The following is a 26,875-nucleotide window of genomic DNA, read 5'->3' on the forward strand; positions in this document are numbered from 1 at the left end:
CATTCTGATAGATTCTAGTCAAATCTGTAAACAAAGGGCTAGGAAAACTCCTGCCCTTTTTATCCGATTAAATTTGTCACCCAGATTTGTTTGAGCCAACTGGTTGTTACTGGTATGCTCTGGATGATGTGTTTTGCGACGATACTCTTTTCAAGAGGATTTTGTATAGCTGCCATGGGGATAGTCGCCAAGATTGTCAAGGTCATTTGCAAGACAAATAAGGTCACCAACATGGACAAGATACCTGCTGAAACTTGGAACAACTTGCCACCAAGCTTTTTACTAGGAATCAAGTGTAAGAGGAGACCAAGCAAACGACCGATGCTATAGACAATCCCAAATACAAGCAAGTAGCCAATCCCTGCGTAAAAGACCTTATCCAACTGAAAGAGTTGATCCGATGGGAAAAAGAAAGTTCCCTGACCTTCCCGCGGATTTGCATAAGGAAGTAGCAAATGAAATTGCTCTCCAAGTCCCTTATAAAACTGGCCAGCCACAAAAGCCGATGCCATGGCTGAAATCAGGTAATAAACCTGTAAGAGCAGGCCTCTCCGATAGCCGATATAAAATCCCCAAGCCAAGACCAATAGAAGAAGGAGTGAAATCATAAGGAATCCTCAATCTTGCTCTGTTCTTGCTTGCAAGTCACAAGCTTGTGGCGCAATTCTTCTAATTCTTGCTCCTTATCATCAAATTCAATCTCACGGCTGAGCTGAGTTGATAAACAGTTGACTGCCAACAAAAGAGCGATTGTTTCATCGTCTGCACTAGGCATTTGTTCTTTAATTGCTTGGTATTTTTCTGTCGCAACCTTGGCGATTTCCTCCATAAAAAGGTTATCATGCTCGGTTGTCAAGGTTAATGATTTTTTCCCGAATGTAAATTTGAATCGATTTAGATTTGCCATAAAATTCACCTCACGATATTATACCAAAATTCGCTAACTTTGTCAGTTTTTACAAATTTGCCTGCTTTTATGGTACAATAGAAACTATGGCAAGTATAACACTCACACCAAGCGAAAAGGAGATTCAGGCTTTTCTTGAACACTATCAAACCAGTCTGGCTCCCAGTAAAAACCCCTATATTCGCTATTTTTTGAAACTGCCTCAAGCAACCGTTTCTATCTATACTTCTGGAAAGGTCTTGCTTCAGGGTGAAGGAGCTGAGAAATACGCCAGTTTCTTTGGCTATCAGTTTGTAGAGGAAATCAGCGGACAAAATTTCCCTTTGATTGGGACAGATGAGGTAGGGAATGGTTCCTACTTTGGTGGGCTTGCAGTGGTGGCTTCCTTTGTCACACCTGACCAGCATGCCTTCTTGCGAAAACTCGGTGTGGGGGATTCTAAAACTCTGACCGACCAAAAGATCCGTCAGATTGCCCCTATCCTCAAAGAAAAAATCCTGCACCAGGCACTGCTTCTCTCACCAAGCAAGTACAACGAGGTCATCGGAGACCGCTACAACGCTGTTTCGGTTAAGGTTGCCCTCCATAATCAGGCTATCTATCTCCTCCTTCAAAAAGGTGTTCAGCCTGAGAAAATTGTGATTGATGCCTTTACCAGTGCTAAAAATTATGACAAGTACTTGGCACAAGAGGCCAATCGTTTCAGCAATCCTATCAGCCTAGAAGAAAAGGCTGAGGGCAAATACTTGGCTGTCGCAGTTTCTTCTGTCATTGCGCGTGATCTCTTTCTGGAAAATCTTGAAAATCTGGAACGAGAACTGGGCTATCAACTTCCAAGTGGAGCTGGAACGGCATCTGACAAGGTGGCTAGCCAGATTTTGCAAGCCTATGGTATGCAGGGACTTAACTTCTGCGCCAAACTGCACTTTAAAAATACTGAAAAAGCGAAAAAACGCTTAGAGAGGTAAATTATGAATTCATTTAAATATTTCCTAAAAGAGTGGGGATTGTTCCTCCTAATTCTGTCATTACTAGCTTTAAGTCGTATCTTTTTTTGGAGCAATGTTCGCGTAGAAGGGCATTCCATGGATCCTACCCTAGCGGATGGCGAAATCCTCTTTGTTGTCAAACACCTCCCTATTGACCGATTTGATATCGTGGTAGCCCATGAAGATGATGGGAATAAGGACATCGTCAAACGTGTTATCGGAATGCCTGGCGACACCATCCGTTACGAAAACGATAAACTTTACATCAATGACAAAGAGACGGACGAGCCTTACCTAGCAGACTACATCAAACGCTTCAAGGACGACAAACTCCAAAGCACCTATTCAGGCAAGGGATTTGAAGGAAATAAAGGAACTTTCTTTAGAAGTATCGCTGAAAAAGCTCAAGCCTTCACAGTTGATGTCAACTACAACACCAACTTTAGCTTTACTGTCCCAGAAGGAGAATACCTTCTCCTCGGAGATGACCGCTTGGTTTCGAGCGACAGCCGCCACGTAGGTACCTTCAAAGCAAAAGATATCACAGGGGAAGCTAAATTCCGCTTCTGGCCAATCACCCGTATCGGAACATTTTAAGAGACCTAAGAGGCCGAGAATCAAGAATCTCAGCCTCTTCTTCTATCGTGAGAAGGGATCGTTTATTGACTATAGTAAAAACAACCCCAACTCTCACCTATTCATGCAAAGGAATTTTATGGAAGTTTATTTTTCAGGAACCATTGAACGGATTATTTTTGAAAATCCCAGCAATTTTTATCGCATCCTCCTCCTAGAAATCGAAGATACGGACGCAGAGGATTTTGATGATTTTGAAATCATTGTAACAGGAACCATGGCTGACGTAATTGAAGGCGAAGACTATACTTTTTGGGGGCAAATTGTCCAGCACTCCAAGTATGGGGAACAACTGCAAATCAGCCGTTATGAACGTGCAAAACCAACTAGCAAGGGATTGGTTAAGTACTTTTCAAGTAGCCATTTCAAGGGAATTGGTCTCAAGACAGCTCAGAAAATCGTGGACACCTATGGTGACAATACCATTGACGAAATTCTGCAACACCCAGAAAAGCTAGAAGGCATCTCAGGACTCTCTGCCAAAAATCGCGAGGCTTTCGTATCCACTCTTCGTCTCAACTACGGAACAGAGATGGTTTTAGCCAAACTAGCCAACTACGGCATTCCCAATAAATTAGCCTTTCAGATTCAAGACTTTTACAAGGAAGAAACCCTTGATGTGGTTGAAAATTATCCCTACCAGTTAGTCGAGGATATCAAGGGCTTGGGCTTTACCATTGCTGACCAATTAGCGGAAGAACTAGGTATCGAAAGTCAGGCTCCTGAACGCTTCCGCGCCGGTCTAGTACATAGTCTTTTTCAGGCCTGTATGGAAACAGGGGACACCTATGTTGAAGCACGGGATTTGCTGGAACAAACCCTTACCCTCCTTGAGTCTTCCCGCCCCGTGGAACTGGATCCCAGCCAAGTGGCCCAAGAACTCTCCTACCTGATTGAAGAAGACAAGGTTCAGCAGATTGATACCAAAATCTTTGACAATAGCCTCTTTTTCGCTGAGGAAGGCATCCGCAGTCACTTGGTCCGTATCCTTGAAAAAGGAAAACAGAAGAGTCATGATTTAAAAACCATTCAAAAACATATAGCTACTGTCGAGGAGGAACTGGGGATTGAGTATGATAATATTCAAAAACAGGCTATCTGCGACGCTATCCAGAACAAGGTCTTTATCCTGACAGGTGGGCCTGGTACTGGTAAGACAACGGTTATCAATGGTATCATCGCTGTTTATGCTCTTTTAGAAGGACTTGACATCAGGAAAAAAAGCAATCTGCCGATTCTTCTTGCTGCTCCAACTGGTCGAGCTGCTCGGCGCATGAATGAATTAACAGGCTTGCTTAGCGCGACCATACACCGACATTTAGGAATGACAGGTGACGATGATACCAGTCATCTGGAAGATTATCTGGATGCTGACTTTATCATCGTAGATGAATTTTCCATGGTGGATACTTGGCTGGCCAACCAACTCTTCTCCAACATCTCTTCTAACAGTAAAATCCTCATCGTGGGCGACAGCGACCAGCTACCGTCTGTCAGCCCTGGACAAGTTCTAGCTGACCTCCTTCATATTCCTTTGATTCCTCAGACTCGCTTGGAAAAAATTTACCGGCAAAGCGAAGAATCAACCATCGTCACCCTAGCTAGTCAGATTCGACAGGGCATCTTGCCAGCTGATTTCACCCAGAAAAAAGCAGACCGTTCCTACTTTGAAATTGCTAGTGGCCATATTCCTGCTACTATTGAAAAAATCTTAAGCGCAGCCCTCAGAAGTGGTATTCCTGCCCGTGATATCCAAGTTCTGGCTCCCATGTACCGAGGGACTGCAGGGATTGATGCTATCAATCAGCTCATGCAAGACCTGCTAAACCCACCACAAAAAGATCAACTCAGTTTTGAAGCTCCCCAGTGCCACTATCGTAAGGGAGATAAGGTCATTCACTTGGTCAACGATGCTGAAATCAATGTCTTTAATGGGGATTTAGGAGCCATCACAGACCTGATTCCGAGTAAATACACCGAGTCGAAACAAGACGAGATTGTCATTGATTTTGATGGCAACGAAGTCTCTTACCCACGTAACGAATGGTACAAGATTCGCTTGGCCTATGCCATGAGTATTCATAAATCTCAGGGAAGTGAGTTCCCAGTTGTCATCCTGCCTATCACCAGTGCTAGCAGGCGTATGCTGGAGAGAAACCTCATCTACACAGCCATTACACGTGCCAAAAGCAAGCTTATCTTACTAGGTGAATTACAGGCCTTCGACTATGCTACCCAGCACATCGGAACTGCCCGAAAAACCTATCTGATTGAACGCTTCAGTGATCTATTGGAAAATGTCGAAGATAATAAACCAGCTGTCTCTGAAACTACCACATCAACTGCCCCTGAACAATCCTACATCCTAACCGAAGAAAACTGGGATAGCATCCCAGCCATGATTGGGATTACAGACGCAGATCTCAAAGAGATTTTTGGAAAATAGTACACAAGAAAACCCACCAATTCAGGTGGGATTTTTGTTTATTAAGATTATTTAACTGTTGCTGTGCTTGTAATCAATTCAACAGCTTTTTTGATAGTGATATCGTGTTTCAACATGTCAGCTGAAAGCAAGTTTTGAACTTGTGCAACTTCCATGTTGTAGTCTGCTGCCAATTGCTCGATTTCTTTTTGGATTTCTTCTTCTGAAGCGTCAAATCCTTCAGCTTTCGCAACTGCTTCGATAACAAGGTTAGTCTTAGTACGTGACTCAGCTTCTGCCTGATATTGATTGTGAAGGTCTTCTTGAGTAGTTCCAGTGATTTGGAAGTACATGTCAGGGTTGATACCTTGACGTTGCAAGTTTCCAAGGAATTCATTTACTGAACGGTGAACTTCTTCGTGAATCATTTCTTCTGGAAGTTCTACGATTTCAGCGTTTTCTACAGCTTTATCGATTGCTGCACCTTCTACTGCATCTTTGTAAGCTTCTTCTTTAGCAGCAGCCAATTCCTTGCGGTATTTTTCTTTCAATTCAGCAAGTGTTTCAACTTCTTCGTCGATGTCTTTTGCAAGCTCATCGTCAAGAGCTGGAACTTCTTTAGCTTTTACTTCGTGGATAGTTGTTACGAATTTAGCTTCTTTACCTGCAAGATCTTCTGCTTGGTAGTCTTCTGGGAATGTTACAACCACATCAACAGTTTCGCCAGCTGAATGACCTACCAATTGGTCTTCGAAACCAGGGATGAATTGACCTGAACCAAGTCCAAGTGAGAAGTTTTCACCTTTTCCGCCATCAAATTCAACACCATCGATAGAACCAACGAAGTCGATGACAACAGTGTCGCCGTTTTCAGCAGCAGCTTCTTTGATAACCAATTCAGCCAAGTTGTTGCGTTCGCGTTCGATACGCTCTTCAACGTCAGCGTCAGTTACTTCTTTTTCTACATCAACTGATACTTCAAGGTTTTTGTAGTCACCCAATTTAACTTCAGGTTTTGTCACGACTTCAGCTGTGATAACCCAGTCTTGACCTTTTTCCATTGAAGTTACATCAATTTTTGGTTGAGCAACCACTTCAAGACCAGCTTCTTTTACAGCTGCTTCATAAGCATTTGGCAAAAGAGCGTTCATAACGTCTTGGTAAAGTGACTCTTCACCAAATTTTTTGTCGAAGATAGGGCGTGGAAGGTGACCTTTACGGAAACCTGGAACATTAAGAGATTTCTTCACTGAGTTGAAGACACGGTCCAATTCTGGTTTGATTTGGTCTTGAGAGATAGTGAAAGTCAAGACACCACGGTTTGTTTCTTTGTTTTCAAATGATACAGACATTCTGTCATTTCTCCTTAAAATTTTTTAAATACAGTCTATTATAACATAAATGGGCGACTTTTTTCAAGTAACGAATGCGCTTTTCAATCCTGCTGGAAGTATGGTTTCTTCTTAATTTTCTTTAGAATTCAAATATAATCTTATAAAAGGTATTCAGTAGTGGCTGATTACAGTTAAAAAACGAATCGCCCATACATCCCTCATTAGGCGATTCGTTTTTCTTATTTAACCACAACCACTTTGTAATATTCGTTTGAGTGTGGAGATTCAATCTTAATTTTTTGACCATAGAAACCATCGATTTCTTTGTCAAGATAATCTCTAACTCCTGATGGCAAGCGTTTCATCTTAAGAATCTCACCGGATTGATCCGCATAGGCTAGAATGTGATAGTGAGTAGTGGTTGCTCCATCATCAATCAGTACAAAGTAACCTGTTTTAAGCTTACCTTGTTCATTTTCTAAATAGTATAGTTTATTGTTATTGATTGTGAAGTAAGTAGACGGAAGTCTAAGTCGTACACCTGGGTCTTCTAGATAAAGATCATTGCCAACTTTTTTGATTTCTGATCTAGTTGTCATCTCTGGAAGTGGTAATACTCTACGACCATCTGCTCCAAAGTAATATCGACCTGGCAGATTTTGGAAATTACGAATAACAGCTTTAGGATCAATTTCTTGTCCTTTTTCTTTATTATCCACTAAAGCTAAGGTTATATTTGCAACATGATCCCCATATTTGTCGGAAAACTTCTTGAACTCAGGTTTGACATACCAAGTGTTTTTAGCCACTATAACATCAGTAAATTTATTCCCATCATATTTTGCTTTAATCAGATATTCATATCCATCGCCTAAACGAACAATATCATCATGTTTATAAGGGCTATCTTGTAAAGTGAACATATGTCCATCCTTGCTGAGAATATAGCCTGTTCCATCACTAGAATTTACAACTCTATCAGAGGCCATTGCACCTGATTGTTCAAAATAATACCAATCACCATTTATGCACTCCCAACCTGTCATCATAGAACCACTAAAATGAAGATAATACCATGTGTTGCCTTCTTTGTACCAGCCAGTACGCATAGCGCCACTATTAGCTAATGAGTACCAGGTGTTACCTTCCTTATACCAGCCAGTGCGCATGGCACCACTATTTGCGAGTGAGTACCAGGTATTGCCTTCCTTGTACCAGCCTGTGCGCATAGCACCACTATCTGCTAGTGAATACCAAGTATTGCCTTCTTTGAGCCAGCCTGTCTGCATTTTACCAGTGCTGTCAAAATGATACCATGAGCCAGCATTTTGTACCCATTTGTTTTTAGCGAGACTGCCATCTTGAGAAAGATTCCAGTCAGCACCATTTTTAACCCAAGTATCTGCAGCCTGTGCTTGGTTGATAGATAAAAGCAGACCAGCACCTATAAGCAAACCAAGAGTGAATAGTTTAGATTTTTTCATAGTTATTTCCTCCTGTTCTATAGTGAAATGAACATGACTTCCTAGTAAACAAAACTGTTCGCTTTTTTCTTTTTACTATGTCAGATAGTTTATTTCACAACAGAAACATTTCCTGTTGAACTGTCATATCTAACAGTTTCTCCATAAAAACCGGAAATTCCTTTTTCAATATAATCACGGAAATCATTAGGCAAAACTTTCATCTTCACGATTTCACCAGATTCATCTGCATAGCCCAAAATATGGTGATCTTTAGATAATAATCCGTCCATAAACATTGTAAAATATCCAGTTACAAGTTTACCATTATCATCATTGGCACCTCTTAGATAAAGTTTATTGTCATTAATTGTCAATCCAGATGAATCTAGACTAATAACTGGACTTGAGTTTTTAAGATAAAGTTCAGACCCAACTTTTTGAATAGGGAAGTGAGTAGTGAATTCTGGTAGATTCGCAACCTTACGTCCATCTGCTCCAAAGTAATACTTATTTGGTAAGTTTTGGAAATTCTTTATGACAGCTTTAGGATCAATTTCTTCCCCTGGTTTTTTATTATCAGTAATGGCATCTAAAGTATTTCGTTTTATATCGCCAATCTTTTGATAAGAAAAACGTTCAACAATAGGTTTGATATACCAGGCATTCTTTTCGATAACAACTCCATCTTTCTTATGAACAAGGTGATAGTCATAACCATCAGACAAAGTAACGATATCTGTAATAACTGTATCATCAAAAGGATCTTGTTCAACCTGACTAGGGAGTTTGGTTAACATATAACCATCCTTACCAATGACATAACTTTCCCCATCGCTTGCTGGAACAGCTCTATCTGCTACCATAGCACCTGATTTTTCAAAGTAAGACCATTGACCATTTGCAGTTGCCCATCCTGTTGCCATAGCGCCACTGCCTTTGAGGTAGTACCAAGTAGACCCTTCTTTGTACCAACCAGTACGCATAGCCCCACTATTTGCGAGTGAGTACCATGTATTGCCTTCCTTGTACCAGCCAGTACGCATAGCCCCACTGTCTGCGAGCGAATACCATGTATTGCCTTCCTTGTACCAGCCTGTCTGCATTTTACCAGAACCGTCAAAGTGGTACCAAGAGCCAGCATTTTGCACCCATTTGTTTTTAGCTAGACTGCCATCTTGAGAAAGATTCCAGTCAGAACCATTTTTTACCCATGTATCTGCAGCCTGTGCTTGGTTGATAGATAAAAGTAGGCCAGCACCTGCAAGCAAACCAAGTGTAAGTAGTTTAGATTTTTTCATAGCCGTTTCCTCCAATTAGTAACAAATTATTTATGACATTTAAATTTTATTGTTACCAAACTCGTCTAGCTCCGTCAATAGATCCAATGTATTCATTGTTAGTTATGTTTACAAATTTTCTTACATAATTTGCGTGAACCACTTGGTTACCGCCAATATTAATTCCCACATGTTCAAGATTATTAAAGAAAATTAAATCTCCAGGTTTTTCATTACCAGTTACATCAATTCCTTGCTTAAATTGAGATCTAGTATCAGTTCCTAAGTAAATGTCAAAGTTTTTATATATGGCATGTGTAAATCCTGAGCAATCTACACCCTTATTCAAGTCTGCCCAACCCCCAACATATGGGATTTTATCTACAAATGTCTCTGCATACTCAGCAATTGCCTGACCTTTATTTTCTACGCAAACACCGTTAGATCTGAAGAAATAAGGTTTCCCATTAACTCTATTATAATCAGTTAGCATGGAACCGTCATTTGAAAGATAGTACCAATTACCATCTGGGTTAATCCACTCATTTGATTTCATCCAACCTTGATCATCAAAATAATACCATTTCTTATCTAAGAATTCCCAATGTTTAGCATACCCACCTGAAGTATATTTGAACCACCAGCGACCATCTGTTATCATCCAGGTTCCTTTATCATCTCTATTTTGATTAAATGCTATTTTTTCTTGATCGCCTTCTACTTGCGTTAATTCTCTAGGAGAAAATCCTACCAACTTAACTTGTTCTGCATCTTCAACCTTAATTTTACCTTCTTTAACAAGTTGATCAATTGCTTCTTTCTCGCTTGTATACTGTGAAGTTGTTTGTGATGTAGTCACTTTAGTGGTAGACGTTGTAGTTTCTGCATTAACTACATAAGTAGTTGATAACAAAGCTCCTGAAGTAAGTAATAAAGCTGCATAAGTAATATATTTTTTCATGACAAAAATCCTTTCTTCAAAATTCCTTAACGCTCTAGTGACCTTATTTTGATAATTTACGGAGACATGATTCTAACCTCCTTTTGGATTTTTTATATCCTTTGATAAATACTACATTACTTTAGTTATCTTTAGCTTCATTTTACTCCCCTATAAAATGAATGTCAACAAATAACATAAAACATTGTGAAAAAAATATTTTATCGTGCTAGAGGTACTTGCTTGCTTCTTTGATACTAAGTTCAGCTACTTCTCCAATATTATTTTTACATAACTATTAAAAGTCTTCATGACCCACCAAGTGGTGCTGAAAGGCATAGACAGCCGCCTGGGTACGATCGCTGACTTCAAGTTTGGCTAGGATATTGGACACATGGGTCTTGACCGTCTTGAGAGAGATAAACAGTTCGTCTGCGATGCGCTGATTTTCGTAGCCCTTGGCGATGAGTTGAAGCACATCTCGCTCACGCGCAGTTAAGTCCTCATGTAGTTCTATATGATTGCGGTGGTATTCGACCTTCTTACTGACCTCTTGCTCAATGGCCAGCTCCCCAGTAGCTACCTTACGAACAGCGTGCAGCAATTCATCCGCACTTGAAGTCTTGAGCATATAGCCCCTAGCACCAGCATTTAAGACAGGCATGATTTTTTCATTGTCTAAGTAAGAGGTCACAATCAAAATCTTGGCTTCAGGCCATTCTTTGAGGATGGCCAAGGTCGCGTCAATTCCATTCATCTCAGGCATGACGATATCCATGACAATGACATCTGGACGCAGTTCCAAGGCCAAGTCAATGCCTTGAGATCCGTTGGCAGCCTCACCTACAACTTCTACATCATCTTGGAGGTCAAAGTAGCTTTTCAAGCCCAATCGGACCATTTCATGGTCATCTACTAGTAAAATTTTCATCTCTACTCCTTTATAACTCATTATCTAACAGGGGAATACGGATATCAACCGCCAGACCTTGCTTGGGAGCTGTCAAGAGTTGAACCGTTCCTGCCATATCTTCGACTCGCTCCTTGATATTCCGCAGTCCATAACTCAAGTCGTCTAAACTCCCTAACTGGAAACCAATCCCATTGTCCACCACCTTCAGCTGCAATTCAAGATCCGTCTGATAGAGATAGACATCCAGACAAGAGGCCTGGGCATGGCGGAGGGTATTGCTGATCAATTCTTGCAGAATACGGAAGATATGCTCCTCGATTTTCTTAGGCAATTTAGATACATTTTGCTTAAGACTAACCTTGAGATCACTCTTGTCCTCAAGCTCTTTTAGAAGAATTTGAATCCCTTCTATCAAGCTCTTCTGTTCCAATTCAACTGGGCGCAAATGCAGGAGCAAGACTCTCAAGTCCTTCTGAGCTGTTTCTAAAATGGCTGTGACACTCTGCAACTGGGTCTGCATCTTTTCTCTATCCAGTTTCAAAGCCTGCTGGCTGACACCTGACAAAATCATGTGGGCCGCAAACAACTCCTGACTAACCGTATCGTGCAAATCCCGAGCAATCCGCTTTCGTTCTTTCTCGATGATTTCCTCTTCCTGAGTAAGACTGTGATTTTCAGACTTTTGAAGAGCTTCTGTCAAAAGATTAAGTTTACCTGACAAGGACTTGAAGCTGGCATCCAAATCTGGATCAGCAACCTGAACCACTTCTTTCCCTGCCAATAAACGCTTGAGATTGGCCTTCATTTTTCTTAGAGAAAGCTCTTCAACACCTCTCCAAAACAGGGCTAAGAGAAAGGTCATGGACATGCTGAATACCAACAACAAAAAGACAAATTTTTCTGTTTTTTCGACATCATGCAAGAAAATAGACCAGTCAAAGTCAAGGATGTCCAGCAAGCTGTGGGACAGAAATAAGACAAACAGGATGGAGGTGAGAGCAATCATTACATAGGCTTGTTTTTTCATCCTCTGACCACCTCAACATCTCCAATCATAGTGGTCAAGAAAATCTTGACACTCTTGTTACTCTTAAGATAGTCTCTTGTTTCTTGATGATAGTGTTCATTTCGGAGGGCTCGCTTGGGCTGGTTGAAAAAAGTCAAATCACCATAGAGACAGTTAACGCTGAGACTGACTTCCACGTCTACAGGCACAATGATTTTGGTCGTTCCTACCATCTTTCTGAGGATAATGACATTGTCATGATTGGTTAGGATGACCCTCTCCAGATGAATGGTGTCCTTGCCCATGAGACGAAAGAGATTGATATCATCAAACTGGCAAGTTTGATAACTTGAAAAATGATGGAGATTTCCAAACCAACGATTTTTCTCCTTCTTAACCGTTACCACCTCTTCAAACACCAAATTGGTCTGCTCTTTTTCTTGGTTCATCATCGGATAAAGAAGAAAGAGGCTATAGATGACCGCAACAAAAATAGCTAGAATCACAAAAGGATTGAGCATGACGATGAAAAAGAAGAGAATGGTTGCCACCACTAAAAGAAGATTATTCCCCTCTTTACCAGTGTAATAGCGAATCAAAAGCAAAAAGAGGAATAAAATCAGCAGAAAACGCGAAAAATGCTCTGATACCATCAAAATCAGAGCTCCTGTCAGAAGACAGGCTTCGATAAATAAAAAGATTTTAAATTTTCTCATAGGTTCATCCTCTCCCTTCTATTTTATCACAATTCAAAAAAGTCACCTCGGTCTGAGGATGGAAAAAAAGGCGGTGGTTACGCCTTTTTCATCTGATCATTTGCTTCTTTTAATTTTCCATAAAGAAGATAGTCTACTTTTTGCAAATCTGCTATGGTGGCACAATTAAGAGCACACATAATCAAACGCAGATCGTCTTTCCAGCCTTGGACAATGGAAATCACCTCTTCCACTGTGTAGCTTTCAACCAATTCCAAAACTGTTCGAGACAGTCCCACAGCCTTTGCGCCAAAGACCAAGCACTTAATCATATCCAGTGGATTCCGAACCCCTCCACTGACCAAGAGTTCAACCTTGTCTTTCCAGTCTTGGGCATTGAGAAGAGCCTGCATGGTGGACTGGCCCCATTGATTGAGATAATCACGCTGACCACTGCGACGGTTTTCAATATAGGCAAAGCTGGTACCACCACGACCTGACAGGTCAAAGGTTCGAACGCCCAATTCATAGGCTCTCTCGATGGTCTTCACATCCATTCCAAAGCCCACTTCCTTTAGGACAATAGGAACAGGGATTTGCTTGCTATAGTCTGCTAGATTCGATTGCCAGCATCTGAACTTCCTTTCTCCCTCAAGCATGAGCAATTCCTGCATGACGTTGACATGGACTTGCAAGAGAAGAGGATGCATCTCTTCTACAGTCTGAAGTCCTAACTCGACAGGCTTGTCCAATCCAATATTGGTTCCAAGAAGGAGATTTGGATGACTAGACTTGACAGAAAAAGAGGCATCTGATGGATCTTTGAGAGCCGCACTATAAGAGCCCGTTACAAATAAAATCCCACAGGCTTCCGCCACCTGAGCCAGCTTTTGATTTATTTCTCTTCCCTTATCGCTTCCACCTGTCATGGCATTGATATAAAAAGGAAAATCCCACTTTCGACCAGCAAATTCTGTCGACAGATCGATTTCATCCAGATCGTAAAGAGGCAAGGAAGAATGAATCAACTCCACCTCATCAAAGCTATTATAGGAACTTTTCTGCTCAAGGGCATAGCGGATATGCTCGTCCTTACGATTTGTCGTCATGTCCTATCCTTTCTTGGTATAAGAGCTCAATCCCCAGATCGGCCCAACGGTTTTTTAGGGTTTCAGTTGATTGCTCATCAAAACTCAAGGCAATACCACAATCACCACCACCAGCGCCACTACTCTTGGCAACAGCCTGCAAATCTTGACTGGCTTCTTTCAGCTGTCTAAGCGAAGGCGTGTAAATATCTGCGCTCAAGCCTTCTAAGAGCTTGCTGGCTGCTTCTACTTGCTCGATGCTTTTTTCTACTTTCCCCTGCTCCAAGGCTTCTACCAAAGAAACCACCGTTTCTTTTGAGGAACTTAAAAAATTCTGATTGATATTTTGCTTGATTTGCTGGACCATGTGACTCGATACAGCCACTTCCTTGGTCCATCCCACTAGGAAATCACATTCTAGGGCAGGTTGTACGTGTGAGATTGAAAAGCCCCAATCACGCTCTAAAACAGTCGCTAAGTTTTCTTCTTCCAACCAAGTAGCCACCTTCTGGCGATTAAATGACTGGTAAAGAACCAATTCCTCTGCCACAATACAGGCAAGGTCCCCCATAGAACCATTGTCTCCGCGCTTGAGCAAGACAGCACTAGCCAGCTTGAATAAGAGGCCCTGATTAACAGAAAGATTATATAGAGCTAGCAGAGCTTTGACAACCAAGACAACGACGCTGCCACTAGAACCTAAACCAAACTTTTTCCCTTCTCGTTCCATTTTTCCTCGGATTTCTAGAGAAAAAGGTTTTAAAGTTTGACCTCGATAAATCAGGAAATCTTCCACTAAAGCAATCGTTTCTTGAATCAAGCTGTAGTCAGGATTCGGCGTCAAATCCACTGCGAAACCAAACATATCTGAGTAGATACGGTAACTATCAGAAAAAGCAATCTCGCCCTTCATATAGATGGGAATGGCCTTTATCAAGGCCAACTGCCCTGGCTCTAAAACAGCATATTCACCTGCCCAATAGAGCTTTCCGCAAGTTTTAACAGCAATCATCTTGGCTCAAATCCTTTGTTTTTGACACAATCAAGCGATAACGTTGACCGAAGATTTCTGATAAATGCTCCAAGTCTTTCTCCTGACAGAGGACCTTGACATTGGGACCAGCATCCATAGTAAAGTAACAAGCCTCTCCTTGCTCACGTAGCTGGCGAACAAAGTCCATGGCTTCATAAGACGCATCCGTCAGATAAGAAAAGGCTGGTGATGCTGTTTTGGTCGTAGCGTGCATAGCTAGGGCATTTTCCTCCGTTAACTCCCCAACCTTGGCAAAGTCATTTTCCTTGAGATAAACCAGCATATCCTGATAATCCTTCTCAGACTGACGTACCCAGTCGTCAAAAGTCGTCGAAGTTTCCACACAGAGTTTCATCCCGTCACGGCTAGAGATTGGTTTTTTCTTATCCTCTAGCACCAACATAATCATAGCTAGTTTCAAGTCTGTCTCTACAGGGTAAATTTCTCCACTATCCTTGTCCCAGGCTCCTAGCGGTCCATAAAAACTCCGAGAAGAAGAGCCTGAAGCAAACTTAGCCTCCTGCGCTAACTGACTTCTATCCAATCCAAGCTTGAAATAAGCATTACAAGCCTTGACCAGGGCGGACAAACCACTAGAACTTGAGGACAGACCCGCCGCGGTAGGCATATTGTTCTGAGTATCAATACGGACAAAGCCCTCACCAGCTGGACGATAACGGTCAATAATCTTGCTCATCTTGGCATGCTCCGCCTCACTCTGTAGCTGACCATTGATATAAAAGGCATCAGCTGTCGCATCCGTCGGTAGAGATGACAAAGTCGTCTCTGTGTACATATTTTCCAAAGTCAGAGAGATACTGCTAGTAGCAGGCACCATCTCTTTCTCTTTTTTCTTTCCCCAATATTTGATAATAGCAATATTTGCGTAAGAACGTACTGTTACAGGCTCTCTATCCATGTCTGAACAGCTCCTTTCTCTTCTAATCTTTCTGCTAGTTCTTGAGCTTGAGTCAAATTGGTTGCCAAGGCTATGATACAGCCTCCTAGCCCACCACCGCTCATCTTGGCACCCAGAGCACTATGGCTAAGAGCCGTTTCAACTAGAGAATCCGCCTCAGGGCTACTAACACCAATTTCTTTTAGATGTAAATGCGCTTGACTAAGGATTTGTCCCAGTCCTTCAGCATCTTTTTGTGAAATCGCTTCTTCTGCTTGCTGGGTCAATTCTCCCAGGGCATGCAAAAACTGCAGGGCATCCTTGCCCTTGTTTTGAACCACTTGGATGGCTTCACGAGTATGACCATAAACGCCCGTATCTGCAATCACCAAATATGCGGATAGATTCATCTCAAGCTCTGTAAATCCTACGTTCTTAATAAAGCGAATAGGCTGGTCACTGAGACAGGTCTTAGCATCCAAACCACTCGGATTCATATGGGCAATCATCTCAGCCCGATTGACCAAGATTTCTAGTACATCATGAGGCAGATCAGCCTGATAGTAGTCAAAAACCGCACGAATGGCCGCTATGCTGATAGCCGCTGACGAACCCATTCCCCGTTTTTCAGGGATAGCCGAGTCAATCTCACAGCGAATGCAGGCTTCTTTGATATCCAAATACTCCAGCGAAGCATAAACTGCCATGGACAAGGTATCCTCCTCATAGAGACGCCAAGGACTCGCTGCAGGAACTACCTTACAAGTTACCACCACCTCCAAAAGAGGCAGGGAAATGGCAGGATAACCGTAAACGACCGCATGCTCCCCTATTAAAATTATTTTACTATGTGCCTGACCGACACCCACTTTTTTTGTCATGTTTTCCTTTTAGCTAGACGGAAAGACCGTCTCATACTCAATGAAAATCAAAAGGCAAACTAGGAAGCTAGCCGCAGGCTGTACTTGAGTACGGTAAGGCGACGCTGACGTGGTTTGAATTTGATTTTCGAAGAGTATTATTTTTTCCTACAAGTATTTATTTTCTCCTATCTATTTTATTATATTTTCACAAAAAAAGCGATTGTTTCCATTCACAATCGCCTCTTTCATTATTGAACCCATTCGCCATTATAATTGACAGAATAGCCATCTACAGTCGTATTCACTGCTAAAGCACCTGAGCTATAAGCGTAGTACCATTTACTGCCGACCTGGAACCAGCCAGTGACCATAGCTCCTGATGAACGAAGATAGTACCACTTGTTACCAAGGTATTGCCATCCAGTTTTCATATCACCATTTGACTGGTCTAAATAATACCAAGTTGAGCCTTCCTGATACCAACCAGTTGCCATGGCACCTGATGAACGGAGGTAGTACCACTTATTGCCAAGTTGTTCCCAACCAGTTTGCATTGCAGCACTTGTTGGATCTAGATAGTACCAAGTTGAGTTATCATTGATCCAGCCTGTACATCTTTCACCACCAAAGTAGTCTTTCCCTAAGTAAGCTGTTTTTACTAGGTAATACCAGTTGGATTGATCATAAAGCCAACCTGTTTTTAAAGAATGGTCTTGAGCAAAGTAATAATTTGCTAATTTAAGAACTTCTGGGCCTTCAAAGCCCTCACCATGTTTTTTACCAACATTTAACGAATCCTTAACTTCTAATTGTTTCCATCCAACAAATTCTTGTAGGACACCATCTTGTCCAAAGTAGTACCACTTCGGTTGAAGGGCAATTTCAAAAACTGGTCGATTATCAAATAAATCATCACGATAACCTGTCCCAGGGATTTCTAAGTATTGCCAACCAACTACCATTTCTCCACTATCACCAAAATAGTAGGTTTTACCGTCTATTTTATGCCAATAGATTGCTTTATGGTCATCTTTTATATAATATTTTCTATTATCTTTATCAACAAACTGTCCACCTATAGTATCCGCCAATACTGCACTTGTTGCCAGTAAGCTAAAGAAAAAAACTGATAATGCAATTTGCATCAATTTTTTTATGATTTTCATTAGACCTATCCTCCATAACTGATTGTAGCAAAGATTCAATTACATGTCAATATATAGAATTTCCTCAAAAAAGCAGTTACAAAACTGCAACTGCTTTTCTATTCTTGCATGGTGTAACCGACACCACGCACGGTTTTAATGTAACTTTTTTGACCTTTTACATCCAGCTTGCTACGTAGATAACGGATATAGACATCCACGATATTCGTTTCGGTTGCACTTTCATACTTCCAGACACTTTCCAACAACTGCTCACGAGTCAGAACTTTCTTGCTTCCCATAAGAGTAGCCAAGAGGTCATACTCACGACGGGTCAGAGCAATCATCTCTTCGCCACGATAAACGGTATGATGCTCTACATCCATACGCAGATTGCGGTAAGACGTTGGAACCTTCATCTGACTACAGTGTTGGTCGATGAAGTCCCGACCTCGGAAAATCGCTGAAATACGAGCTACCAGATTATCAATGATTACTGGCTTATAGATGTAAGAAACGGCAAAGCGTTGGATTATCTCAAGCTGGTCTTGCAATTCTTCACGATGGTCCAAGACCATGATGATTGAAGCTGGCTTAGTCCGACTCAGCCTATCTGCAAAATCCTGGGCTGTCATATCCCCCAGACGAGCATTCAATAAAATCAAGTCATAGTCTGTCTGAAGAGCCATGGAGAGGGCTTTTTGCCCCTCCTCAACCTGATCAACTCGGTATTGCTCTTTTTGGAGTTCCAAACTTAAAAAATGAGCTAGATTTCGTTCTTTCTCAAGTAATAAAATCCGTTTCCCCATGGCAGACCTACTTATTTTTCGTCATACCAAGAGTAGTGGAATGTTCCTTCTTTGTCTTTACGTTGGTAAGTGTGGGCACCAAAGTAGTCACGTTGCGCTTGGATCAAGTTAGCTGGAAGGTCAGCTGAACGGTAGCTATCAAAGTAAGTAATCGCTGCTGAGAAAGTTGGTACTGGCACACCAGCTTGAACAGCAAGAGCTACGATATCACGCACTGCTTGTTGGTACTTAGCAGTAACATCCAAGAAGTACTCATCCAAAAGAAGGTTAGCAAGGTCTGCATCACGGTTGTAAGCATCTGTAATCTTTTGCAAGAAACGAGAACGGATGATACAGCCATCACGCCAGATAGATGCGATATCTGCAAATGGCAAGTTCCAGTTGTTTTCTTTAGAAGCTACACGCAATTGCGCAAAACCTTGTGCGTATGAAATGATTTTTGAGAAGTAAAGGGCTTGACGGATCTTTTCAATCAACTCAGCCTTGTCTCCTTCAAATTTGAAGGCAGCTGGTTTTGGAAGAACTTTGCTAGCATGCACACGTTCTTCTTTGTAAGTAGAGATGTAACGTGCAAATACTGACTCAGTGATTAGTGACAATGGCACACCAAGGTCAAGTGATGATTGGCTAGTCCATTTACCAGTTCCCTTGTTACCTGCAGCATCAAGGATGTAGTCTACGATTGGTCCATCTTGACCTTCATCGTCTTTACGGCTCAAGATATCAGCTGTGATTTCGATTAAGTAGCTGTCCAATTCACCCTTGTTCCACTCAGTAAAGATTTCAGCCATATCTTCTGCAGAAAGGCCTAGCAAGTGTTGCATCAAGTCATAGCTTTCTGCGATCAATTGCATGTCACCATACTCGATACCGTTGTGAACCATTTTCACATAGTGACCAGCTCCATCAGGACCGATGTAAGTCACACATGGTTTGCCATCTTCTGGTGCTTTAGCTGAGATTTCTTCAAGAACATCCGCAACCAATTCGTAGGCCTCTTTTTGTCCACCAGGCATGATAGAAGGACCTTCTAGGGCACCTTTTTCACCACCAGAAACCCCAGTACCGATAAAGTTGATACCTGAGTTTGCTAATTCTTCATTACGACGGATTGTATCTTTGTAGAAAGTGTTTCCTCCGTCAATCAAGATGTCACCTTTGTCAAGGTGTGGAAGAAGGGCTTGAATTGTAGCATCTGTACCAGGTCCAGCTTGAACCATCAGCATGATACGACGAGGTTTTTCGATTGAGTTTACAAAACTTTCAACGTCATAGCTTGGTACAAACTTCTTTTCAGGATGACAAGCAATTACATCTTCAGTTTTTTCTTTACTACGGTTGTAAATAGCAACTGTGTAACCACGAGATTCAATATTAAGGGCAAGGTTACGACCCATTACGGCCATACCAACAACACCAAAGTTAGCTTTTGTCATTTGACACTCCTCTTGTTTAATTTGTTTTATTTTATCATTTTTACTTTTGAAAAGAAAGAATTTTGTAACGACTGCTTAGTAGTCCAAAGCATCTGCATGTCCAGAACCATTTCCAACAAAGTATCCTGTCTTACAGTTAAGGGTAAAGAGATAGGTTCCATCTGGCTTGTAGAGGTTGTAATAACCATTGCCATTAACGATATTAACACGTTCAAGGATATATTGGTTACCAGTGATATAACCACGTGAACGTGAAGTCGCTAGAATTTGTTCTAAGACACCATCCGCGAAATCCCAGGCAGAATTATTGCTATCATCAATAGCAGATTGATTGTAGGCAACACGACTAGCACTTCTTTGAACAGAAACACCCGCACTTGATAGACCCATATTGACTTCACTATGAGAACTTCTAGTTTCATTTGATGCCGTATTTGAACTACTTGGTTTTGTCTCACTAGTCGTATTTTCACTTGCTTGGCGAGAACTTGAGCTGCTAGTTTCACTTGAACTTGAGCTTGAAGCACTTGTTTGCTGGCTCTTACCAAGGCTGATAGCCTTATCTAGAACTTTATCAAGTTCTGTATTTCCAGTTTTAATATCCGTAAATTTAGCATCCGATTTGGCTTTGGCATTGGTATCCAAAACACCATCAACAATAGCTGGTTTTTCAAATTGTGCATTGACATCTTGAATGGCCTTGATTTGAGTTGCTAGACTATCATACTTCGATTTGGCAAGGGTATGTTCGCGACTACCTTCTAGCTTATCAAGCAAAGTTTTAAGTTGGCTCAGTTTATCAAACTGGCTATTTTTCAAAGCCGTTTTGTTGCTATCTGTATAGAAGGCATCGTATTGACTATTGAAATCTTCTAAAATCGGCTGAATATTCTGCTCACTAGACGATGATTGAGAAGTTTGAATTTCCTTTGTTGAGCGATTCACTTGACGGTAAACATAATAACCAGTTCCAAGGATAAGAACCACTAAGGCTGCTAGAATACCGTACAGCACCCATTTCTTCTTACTGTTTCCATCTTCACTATCTGTAACTCGAGAACGTGTGAAGGCCTCTTCCGCTCCAACTAATTGTACCTCTTCCGCCTCAAATTCTTCAACAAGAGGAGCTTCTGAAACTCGTGTTAATTCTAAATCATCAAACTGATTCAATTCATCTTCTGGATCTGGAGAAGTTACTCCTGTTTCCTCACGAAGCTCTTGAAGCAAATTATCCAGAGTCTGAGTCTCCTCTACCTCTTCTTTTTCAACTAAATCATCCTTGCTAAACTGACGCGTTTCAAACTTATCTGCCTCAATTTCATCTTTGTGTTGCTTGACATACTTGTCCAAAATGGAATCTTCAGGCAAGACTCCTGCTTCCACTTCTTCATTTTTACGAATAGCTTGACCAACTGTTAACTCTTTTGCTTCATCAAAATCAAATCGCGGTTCTTGGTTTTCTTTTTTATGACGATTCCGTCTTTTCTTACTCATGAGTTTTCCTTCCTACTTTACTTCCTGACGTTTAACACGCTGACCAAAATATTGATACAAATCAACTTTTAAAGTTCCGTTGTACAACTTCCGTTTCTTATCCGCCTGACTACCGTACTTGGTCTCAAAGGCTTCATCACTAGTTAGAATAAACTTGCTCCACGTTTTCAGAGGAGCAAATACTTGACCCATCTCAGCATAAAGCTTGGTAACCCCTGCATCATCTGACAAGCGTTCACCATAAGGTGGGTTAGAGATAATCACTCCATTTATTTTATCAGAACGCAAATCCTGCACGCGCATCTGCTTAAAGGTAATATCTCCTACAACACCTGCTGCCTGAGCATTGGCCTTAGCAATTTCCACCATACGTGCATCGATATCACAGCCCATGATATCTAGCTCAAGCTCACGATCCACTTTCTTAGACGCTTCTGTACGCACTTCTTGGATCAAACGGTCACTAATCCAGTTCCATTCCTCAAATGCAAAGGAGCGACGAAGACCTGGAGCCATCTTTCGAGCAATCATGACAGCCTCGATACAGAAAGTCCCCGAACCACAGGTTGGATCAATCAATGGCTTATCTGGATACCAGTTAGAGAGTTGCAAAATGGCTGCCGCCATATTTTCCTTGATAGGAGCACCACCTTTTTCGGTACGATAGCCACGTTTAAAGAGGCTAGCCCCTGTCGTATCAATCATGACAGTTGCTATGTCTTTCAGAATAGAAACCTCAATCTTAAACTCAGGACCAGTCTCCATCAGAGGAACGCCTTCTGGACGGGCGTAGTGTTTCTGCAATTTCTTGACAACGGCCTTCTTTGAAATTGCCTGTACACTGGGTTCATTGTGAAGCTTAGATTTAACACATTTGGCTTTTGAAATCGGGAATCGAGCTCCGAGTGGTAAATAATTTTCCCAATCTAGGGCGAAAACTCCCTGAAACAACTCCTCAAAAGTCTTAGCAGGAAAAGTTCCTACGATGATCTTGATACGGTCTGCCGCCCGAAGCCAGAGGTTGGTCTCGATAATAGCTCTCATGTCTCCTTGAAAACGAACACGACCATTTTCAACTTGACAATCGTAGCCCAACTCTCGCACTTCTCGTCCCACAACAGCTTCAAGACCTGCTGCCACAGTTGCAATTAAATTAAATTCTTTTTTCATGTTACAGTCTTGCAAGACCTTTCTATATGTCCACTTTAAAAAATGAGGTTGAGAAAATTTCTCAGCCCCAACCTATATGCAATTTTCTATAAGCCATGTTTTGTTCCAGAAGTGACTAGGACCACTTCCTTCGATAATCATCTGTCTACCACTAACAGCTCTAGCTGATAGCAGTCAGAATACTACGTTCGTTTCCGCGTACTCCATGCCCCGACCAAAATTTGGGTTGCTAGCTTGAGGGGTTTACCGCGTTCCACTCTCTCCGTTTCCAGAAAGACTCCGTCACTGTGGCACTTTCAAGCCTACTCTGGCCTATCCAAGGACTTAGCCATTTCAACTGCCGTAACGATTTCTCGTCCCTAGGCTTATGGTTTCGCCTAGCACAAACACTACAGGCATCACAGCCTGTGCTAGCATGGACTTTCCTCATGAGAAGAAATTCTCCTCACGCGATTATCCAAAAATTGCACATTTCAAACGAGCTCTTATAAATCAGAGTTATCCAAAATTTGTTTACCAAATACTTCTTTCTCAAGACGATTCAAGCGTTTCAAAATATCAAAATTCGTCATAGAGCTTGTAGTTGCCGCTTCAATAGGCTCTGCTTGAACTGGTGAAGGTTTCGGTTTACGAGCTAATTCTTCCTTCAACTCTGCAATTTCTTGACGGAGAGACTTGACTAAGGCAGCATAAGTTTCATAGTCCTTGATGACATCGTCCAAAAATTCATCAACTTCAACCTTACTATATCCACGGACTTCACGTCCAAACTCTTGCTCAAAAATATCTTTTGCTGAAAAAATAATACTTGCCATCTCTCTCTCCATTCTCGGTTTCTAATAGTATTATTATATAAAAAAAGGCAAACAAAAATCAAGGTCAAAGCCTTACTTTTCAGAAAAATTTTCTGCTAGCTCATTTAAGTCTTCAAACGTTAACCTTTTTATGCGATAACCTTCCTGATTTTTCATCAAATTGTCTATAAATTTTAATTTGGTCTCATTTTCTGGGTCATAGAAAAAATAAGCTAAGTCAGTATTTTCCAGCAAAAATCGTTGGTAATCACGTAGTTGCCCCTTGTTTTCATACTTGGGATAGGCATATTTAACAAAATCTACTTGCTTGAATTGGCTAAGTTTAAGCTGATTCGCTTCATTCCAATTTTCCCCGTGCGTTTCAAAATCAAAAATAGTCGCTAGGCTGAAATCATACTCATCTTTCATTTCATTTGCGACATCAAGAACCCAGGATTCAAATCCCAAGCTCCCAGTAAAGACCAGCCATTTAAGCCCCTCTTCTGCTAAGTTTTCTAAATCTCTTCTAATCGCTTTCTTTATAATTTTTAACCTGATATCTTTTTCGTTAAAGACACCCAAATCAAAGCTAGAATAGCCCATAATTAAAGCTCTAGTCATTTTTACACCTTTCTTTATATTTTATGGTATAATAGAGTGATGTTATTGTACCAATAAGGAGAAATATGGTCAACTATCCTCATAAAATTTCATCAAAAAAAAACCAAACATCTATTTCTCAACCAAAAAATTTCGCAAATCGAGGAATGACTTTTGAAAAGATGATTAACGCTACCAACGACTACTATCTGACACATGGCATGGCAGTTATCCACAAAAAACCGACGCCTGTTCAGATCGTTCGAGTAGACTATCCTCAACGTAGTCGAGCCAAAATTGTAGAGGCCTATTTTAGACAAGCTTCCACAACAGATTACTCTGGCGTGTATAGAGGACATTACATTGACTTTGAAGCCAAGGAAACACGACAAAAAAATGCTATTCCACTAAAAAACTTCCATCTTCATCAGATTCAACATATGGAACAAGTTCTGGAACAGCAGGGCATTTGCTTCGTTCTACTTCATTTTTCTTCTCAACAAGAAACTTACTTGTTACCGGCACTTGATTTGATTCGTTTTTATCATCAAGATAAGGGTCAAAAATCAATGCCACTTGGATATATTCGAGAAAACGGATATTTAGTAAAGCAGGGAGCTTTCCCTCAAATTCCCTATCTCGACATTATCAAAGAACATTTACTAGGTGGTAAAACAAGATGAACAAACAAATTATTCTGCGATTCTTAAAGTATATGGGAATTACATTCCTTGCCTTATTTATCGCTTTATTTCTACTAGGTGGTGGTGTCTTCCTCTACTTTGTTAGCAAGGCTCCAGCCTTATCTGAAAGTAAATTAGTTGCGACAACTTCTAGCAAGATTTATGACAACAAAAACGAACTGATTGCTGACCTTGGATCTGAACGTCGCGTAAATGCTCAAGCAAATGAAATTCCTACTGACTTAGTCAAGGCAATTGTGTCTATCGAAGACCACCGTTTCTTTGACCATAGAGGTGTTGATACTATTCGTATCATGGGGGCAGCATTAAGAAATCTACAAGGAGGAGGTCTACAAGGTGCCTCAACCTTGACACAACAATTAATTAAATTGACTTATTTTTCTACTTCAACTGCTGATCAAACCTTGTCACGTAAAGCTCAAGAAGCTTGGCTAGCCGTTCAACTAGAGCAAAAAGCAACCAAGCAAGAAATCCTGACCTATTACATCAATAAAGTCTACATGTCCAACGGTAACTATGGAATGCAAACCGCAGCCCAAAATTACTATGGAAAAGACTTGAAGGACTTAAGCTTGCCACAGTTAGCACTCTTGGCTGGAATGCCTCAAGCTCCAAACCAATATGATCCTTATTCCCATCCAGAAGCTGCTCTAGAGCGTCGTAACTTGGTACTTTCAGAAATGAAAGGGCAAAAATACATTAGTGCAGAAGATTATGAAAAAGCTATTAATACTCCCGTCACTGACGGTCTCCAAAGTTTGAAGTCAGCCAATAGTTATCCAGCTTATATGGACAACTACCTCAAAGAAGTAATCGACCAAGTTGAACAAGAAACTGGTTACAACCTTCTTACTACAGGTATGGAAGTCTATACTAATGTCGACAAAGATGTTCAGCAGCGACTTTGGGATGTTTATAACACAGATGAGTATGTCGCTTATCCAGATGATGAACTTCAAGTAGCTTCTACTATCGTTGATGTAACAAATGGTAAAGTCATTGCTCAGTTAGGTGCCCGTCACCAATCAAGTAATGTATCTTTCGGAATCAACCAAGCCGTTGAAACCAACCGTGACTGGGGTTCTACTATGAAACCAATCACTGACTATGCTCCCGCTTTAGAATATGGAGTCTATGACTCTACTGCAACTATAGTACATGATGTTCCTTATAACTATCCAGGTACTGATACTCCCGTCTACAACTGGGATAAAGGCTACTTTGGAAACATTACAATCCAGTATGCACTTCAACAGTCACGTAATGTCACAGCTGTTGAAACCCTAAATAAAGTTGGTTTAGATAGAGCGAAAACCTTCCTAAATGGCTTAGGTATCAATTATCCAAGCATCCACTATGCAAACGCCATTTCAAGTAATACAACTGAATCTAACAAACAATACGGTGCAAGCAGTGAAAAAATGGCTGCTGCTTATGCTGCCTTTGCCAACGGTGGAATTTACCACAAACCCATGTATATCAATAAGGTCGTCTTCAGTGACGGTAGTGAAAAAGAATTTTCAGATGCTGGTACACGAGCTATGAAAGAAACAACTGCTTACATGATGACCGAAATGATGAAAACCGTCTTGGCATACGGAACTGGTCGTGGAGCCTATCTCCCATGGTTAGCGCAAGCTGGTAAGACAGGTACTTCTAACTACACAGATGATGAAATTGAGAAACACATCAAGAACACTGGCTATGTAGCTCCAGATGAAATGTTTGTTGGTTATACTCGTAAGTATTCTATGGCTGTATGGACAGGTTATTCGAATCGTTTAACTCCTATCGTTGGAGATGGTTTCCTAGTTGCAGCTAAAGTTTATCGCTCAATGATAACGTATCTATCAGAAGATACTCATCCAGAAGACTGGACGATGCCAGACGGACTTTTCAGAAACGGGGAATTTGTATTCAAAAATGGAGCTCGCCCAATATGGACTGAATCCTCTACTCAACAATCCTCAACAGCTGAAAGTTCAACTACACAGGCAAGTACTACGGTTGGTCAACAACCCAATAATGCTCCAGCAACTGATCCTAATCAAGGACAAGCTGGTCAGGCTGTTCAGCCGACACAACCAGTACAACCAACACCACAAAATCCACAAGTTCAACAGCAACCACAACAGTAAGATAAAAGAAAATTCTGAGAATAAAGGCTCAGGATTTTTTCTTCAACAAAATAGGATCTATCATATCTAAAAGCGATGATCGGCACCAATTCATTTTCGATAAACCAAAAGAAGT

Annotated in this window: 25 protein-coding genes and 1 other RNA gene; 5 read left to right on the forward strand and 21 right to left on the reverse strand. The window is 41.2% G+C overall.

Features of this window, described 5'->3' with window-relative positions; genetic code table 11:
• Positions 1 to 59: 59 nt before the first annotated feature.
• The gene (locus ACLNCV_RS02265) at positions 60 to 608 is read right to left on the reverse strand and encodes a CvpA family protein (RefSeq protein WP_261050709.1); all 549 of its coding nucleotides are present in this window, start codon (positions 606 to 608) and stop codon (positions 60 to 62) included.
• Positions 605 to 907 (reverse strand): cell division protein ZapA, encoded by a 303-nt coding sequence (gene zapA / locus ACLNCV_RS02270; RefSeq protein ID WP_000002022.1) that lies wholly within the window; start codon positions 905 to 907, stop codon positions 605 to 607. Before zapA ends, ACLNCV_RS02265 begins: the two co-directional genes overlap by 4 nt.
• A gap of 86 nt (positions 908 to 993) precedes the next feature.
• On the opposite strand from zapA, the gene rnhC reads away from it, so the two are divergent.
• The 3 genes from rnhC to recD2 all read left to right on the forward strand — a co-directional run bounded on the left by rnhC (position 994) and on the right by recD2 (position 4,978).
• Positions 994 to 1,875, forward strand: coding sequence for a ribonuclease HIII (gene rnhC, locus ACLNCV_RS02275; RefSeq protein ID WP_261030433.1), 882 nt, complete (start codon positions 994 to 996; stop codon positions 1,873 to 1,875).
• A 3-nt stretch (positions 1,876 to 1,878) separates the two neighbouring features.
• A complete protein-coding gene (lepB, locus tag ACLNCV_RS02280) occupies positions 1,879 to 2,493 on the forward strand; it encodes a signal peptidase I (protein ID WP_261023151.1) in 615 nt (204 codons plus the stop codon).
• A 118-nt stretch (positions 2,494 to 2,611) separates the two neighbouring features.
• Positions 2,612 to 4,978 carry an SF1B family DNA helicase RecD2 gene (gene recD2 / locus ACLNCV_RS02285; protein WP_153199190.1) on the forward strand — a complete coding sequence of 789 codons (2,367 nt, stop codon included), beginning with the start codon at positions 2,612 to 2,614 and terminating at the stop codon, positions 4,976 to 4,978.
• Positions 4,979 to 5,025: 47 nt separating this feature from the next.
• On the opposite strand, the gene tig is transcribed toward recD2, so the two are convergent.
• The 19 genes from tig to ACLNCV_RS02380 all read right to left on the reverse strand — a co-directional run bounded on the left by tig (position 5,026) and on the right by ACLNCV_RS02380 (position 23,939).
• Positions 5,026 to 6,309 (reverse strand): trigger factor, encoded by a 1,284-nt coding sequence (gene tig / locus ACLNCV_RS02290; protein ID WP_084925926.1) that lies wholly within the window; start codon positions 6,307 to 6,309, stop codon positions 5,026 to 5,028.
• 221 nt (positions 6,310 to 6,530) lie between these two features.
• Positions 6,531 to 7,775, reverse strand: a complete 1,245-nt coding sequence (locus tag ACLNCV_RS02295; protein ID WP_060627605.1) for an N-acetylmuramoyl-L-alanine amidase family protein — start codon at positions 7,773 to 7,775, stop codon at positions 6,531 to 6,533.
• Between the two features lie 89 nt (positions 7,776 to 7,864).
• Positions 7,865 to 9,055: an N-acetylmuramoyl-L-alanine amidase family protein gene (locus ACLNCV_RS02300; protein ID WP_125393536.1), complete on the reverse strand. Its 1,191-nt coding sequence runs from the start codon at positions 9,053 to 9,055 to the stop codon at positions 7,865 to 7,867.
• A 52-nt stretch (positions 9,056 to 9,107) separates the two neighbouring features.
• Positions 9,108 to 9,995: a C40 family peptidase gene (locus ACLNCV_RS02305; protein ID WP_060627601.1), complete on the reverse strand. Its 888-nt coding sequence runs from the start codon at positions 9,993 to 9,995 to the stop codon at positions 9,108 to 9,110.
• Positions 9,996 to 10,272: 277 nt separating this feature from the next.
• Positions 10,273 to 10,905, reverse strand: coding sequence for a response regulator transcription factor (locus tag ACLNCV_RS02310; protein ID WP_049486946.1), 633 nt, complete (start codon positions 10,903 to 10,905; stop codon positions 10,273 to 10,275).
• A gap of 10 nt (positions 10,906 to 10,915) precedes the next feature.
• Complete coding sequence (locus tag ACLNCV_RS02315; protein WP_125443754.1) at positions 10,916 to 11,914, reverse strand: sensor histidine kinase; 999 nt, start codon at positions 11,912 to 11,914, stop codon at positions 10,916 to 10,918.
• The gene (liaF, locus tag ACLNCV_RS02320) at positions 11,911 to 12,609 is read right to left on the reverse strand and encodes a cell wall-active antibiotics response protein LiaF (protein WP_001224652.1); all 699 of its coding nucleotides are present in this window, start codon (positions 12,607 to 12,609) and stop codon (positions 11,911 to 11,913) included. The genes ACLNCV_RS02315 and liaF overlap by 4 nt, the downstream gene beginning before the upstream one ends.
• Positions 12,610 to 12,686: 77 nt before the next feature.
• On the reverse strand, positions 12,687 to 13,697 hold the full coding sequence (gene fni / locus ACLNCV_RS02325; protein ID WP_424844820.1) for a type 2 isopentenyl-diphosphate Delta-isomerase: 1,011 nt from the start codon (positions 13,695 to 13,697) through the stop codon (positions 12,687 to 12,689).
• Positions 13,681 to 14,688, reverse strand: a complete 1,008-nt coding sequence (locus ACLNCV_RS02330; protein ID WP_424844821.1) for a phosphomevalonate kinase — start codon at positions 14,686 to 14,688, stop codon at positions 13,681 to 13,683. Before ACLNCV_RS02330 ends, fni begins: the two co-directional genes overlap by 17 nt.
• The gene (mvaD, locus tag ACLNCV_RS02335; protein ID WP_261266038.1) at positions 14,675 to 15,628 is read right to left on the reverse strand and encodes a diphosphomevalonate decarboxylase; all 954 of its coding nucleotides are present in this window, start codon (positions 15,626 to 15,628) and stop codon (positions 14,675 to 14,677) included. The genes ACLNCV_RS02330 and mvaD overlap by 14 nt, the downstream gene beginning before the upstream one ends.
• The gene (gene mvk / locus ACLNCV_RS02340) at positions 15,610 to 16,488 is read right to left on the reverse strand and encodes a mevalonate kinase (RefSeq protein ID WP_203212679.1); all 879 of its coding nucleotides are present in this window, start codon (positions 16,486 to 16,488) and stop codon (positions 15,610 to 15,612) included. The genes mvaD and mvk overlap by 19 nt, the downstream gene beginning before the upstream one ends.
• Positions 16,489 to 16,718: 230 nt before the next feature.
• Positions 16,719 to 17,636, reverse strand: a complete 918-nt coding sequence (locus ACLNCV_RS02345; RefSeq protein ID WP_084925914.1) for an N-acetylmuramoyl-L-alanine amidase family protein — start codon at positions 17,634 to 17,636, stop codon at positions 16,719 to 16,721.
• Between the two features lie 98 nt (positions 17,637 to 17,734).
• Positions 17,735 to 18,424 carry a response regulator transcription factor gene (locus tag ACLNCV_RS02350; protein ID WP_153199583.1) on the reverse strand — a complete coding sequence of 230 codons (690 nt, stop codon included), beginning with the start codon at positions 18,422 to 18,424 and terminating at the stop codon, positions 17,735 to 17,737.
• 11 nt (positions 18,425 to 18,435) lie between these two features.
• Positions 18,436 to 19,860, reverse strand: coding sequence for an NADP-dependent phosphogluconate dehydrogenase (gene gndA / locus ACLNCV_RS02355; protein WP_153199585.1), 1,425 nt, complete (start codon positions 19,858 to 19,860; stop codon positions 18,436 to 18,438).
• A gap of 75 nt (positions 19,861 to 19,935) precedes the next feature.
• Complete coding sequence (gene mapZ / locus ACLNCV_RS02360; protein WP_084888119.1) at positions 19,936 to 21,354, reverse strand: cell division site-positioning protein MapZ; 1,419 nt, start codon at positions 21,352 to 21,354, stop codon at positions 19,936 to 19,938.
• Positions 21,355 to 21,366: 12 nt separating this feature from the next.
• Entirely contained in the window at positions 21,367 to 22,524 is a 1,158-nt protein-coding gene (locus tag ACLNCV_RS02365; RefSeq protein WP_424844822.1) for a THUMP domain-containing class I SAM-dependent RNA methyltransferase, read from the reverse strand.
• Between the two features lie 84 nt (positions 22,525 to 22,608).
• Positions 22,609 to 22,989: RNase P RNA component class B (rnpB, locus tag ACLNCV_RS02370), an RNA gene on the reverse strand.
• Positions 22,990 to 23,009: 20 nt separating this feature from the next.
• Positions 23,010 to 23,339 carry a cell division regulator GpsB gene (gene gpsB / locus ACLNCV_RS02375; protein WP_191962423.1) on the reverse strand — a complete coding sequence of 110 codons (330 nt, stop codon included), beginning with the start codon at positions 23,337 to 23,339 and terminating at the stop codon, positions 23,010 to 23,012.
• Positions 23,340 to 23,411: 72 nt separating this feature from the next.
• Positions 23,412 to 23,939, reverse strand: coding sequence for a DUF1273 domain-containing protein (locus tag ACLNCV_RS02380; RefSeq protein ID WP_424844823.1), 528 nt, complete (start codon positions 23,937 to 23,939; stop codon positions 23,412 to 23,414).
• A 65-nt stretch (positions 23,940 to 24,004) separates the two neighbouring features.
• Between ACLNCV_RS02380 and recU the strand changes: the two genes are divergently transcribed.
• Both recU and pbp1a read left to right on the forward strand, forming a co-directional pair.
• Complete coding sequence (gene recU / locus ACLNCV_RS02385) at positions 24,005 to 24,601, forward strand: Holliday junction resolvase RecU (protein ID WP_261022156.1); 597 nt, start codon at positions 24,005 to 24,007, stop codon at positions 24,599 to 24,601.
• Positions 24,598 to 26,760: a penicillin-binding protein PBP1A gene (pbp1a, locus tag ACLNCV_RS02390; protein WP_424844824.1), complete on the forward strand. Its 2,163-nt coding sequence runs from the start codon at positions 24,598 to 24,600 to the stop codon at positions 26,758 to 26,760. Before recU ends, pbp1a begins: the two co-directional genes overlap by 4 nt.
• Positions 26,761 to 26,875 lie beyond the last annotated feature (115 nt).

This window comes from Streptococcus sp. CL5.50 (genome assembly GCF_049738015.1).
Classification (GTDB): domain Bacteria; phylum Bacillota; class Bacilli; order Lactobacillales; family Streptococcaceae; genus Streptococcus; species Streptococcus mitis_CA.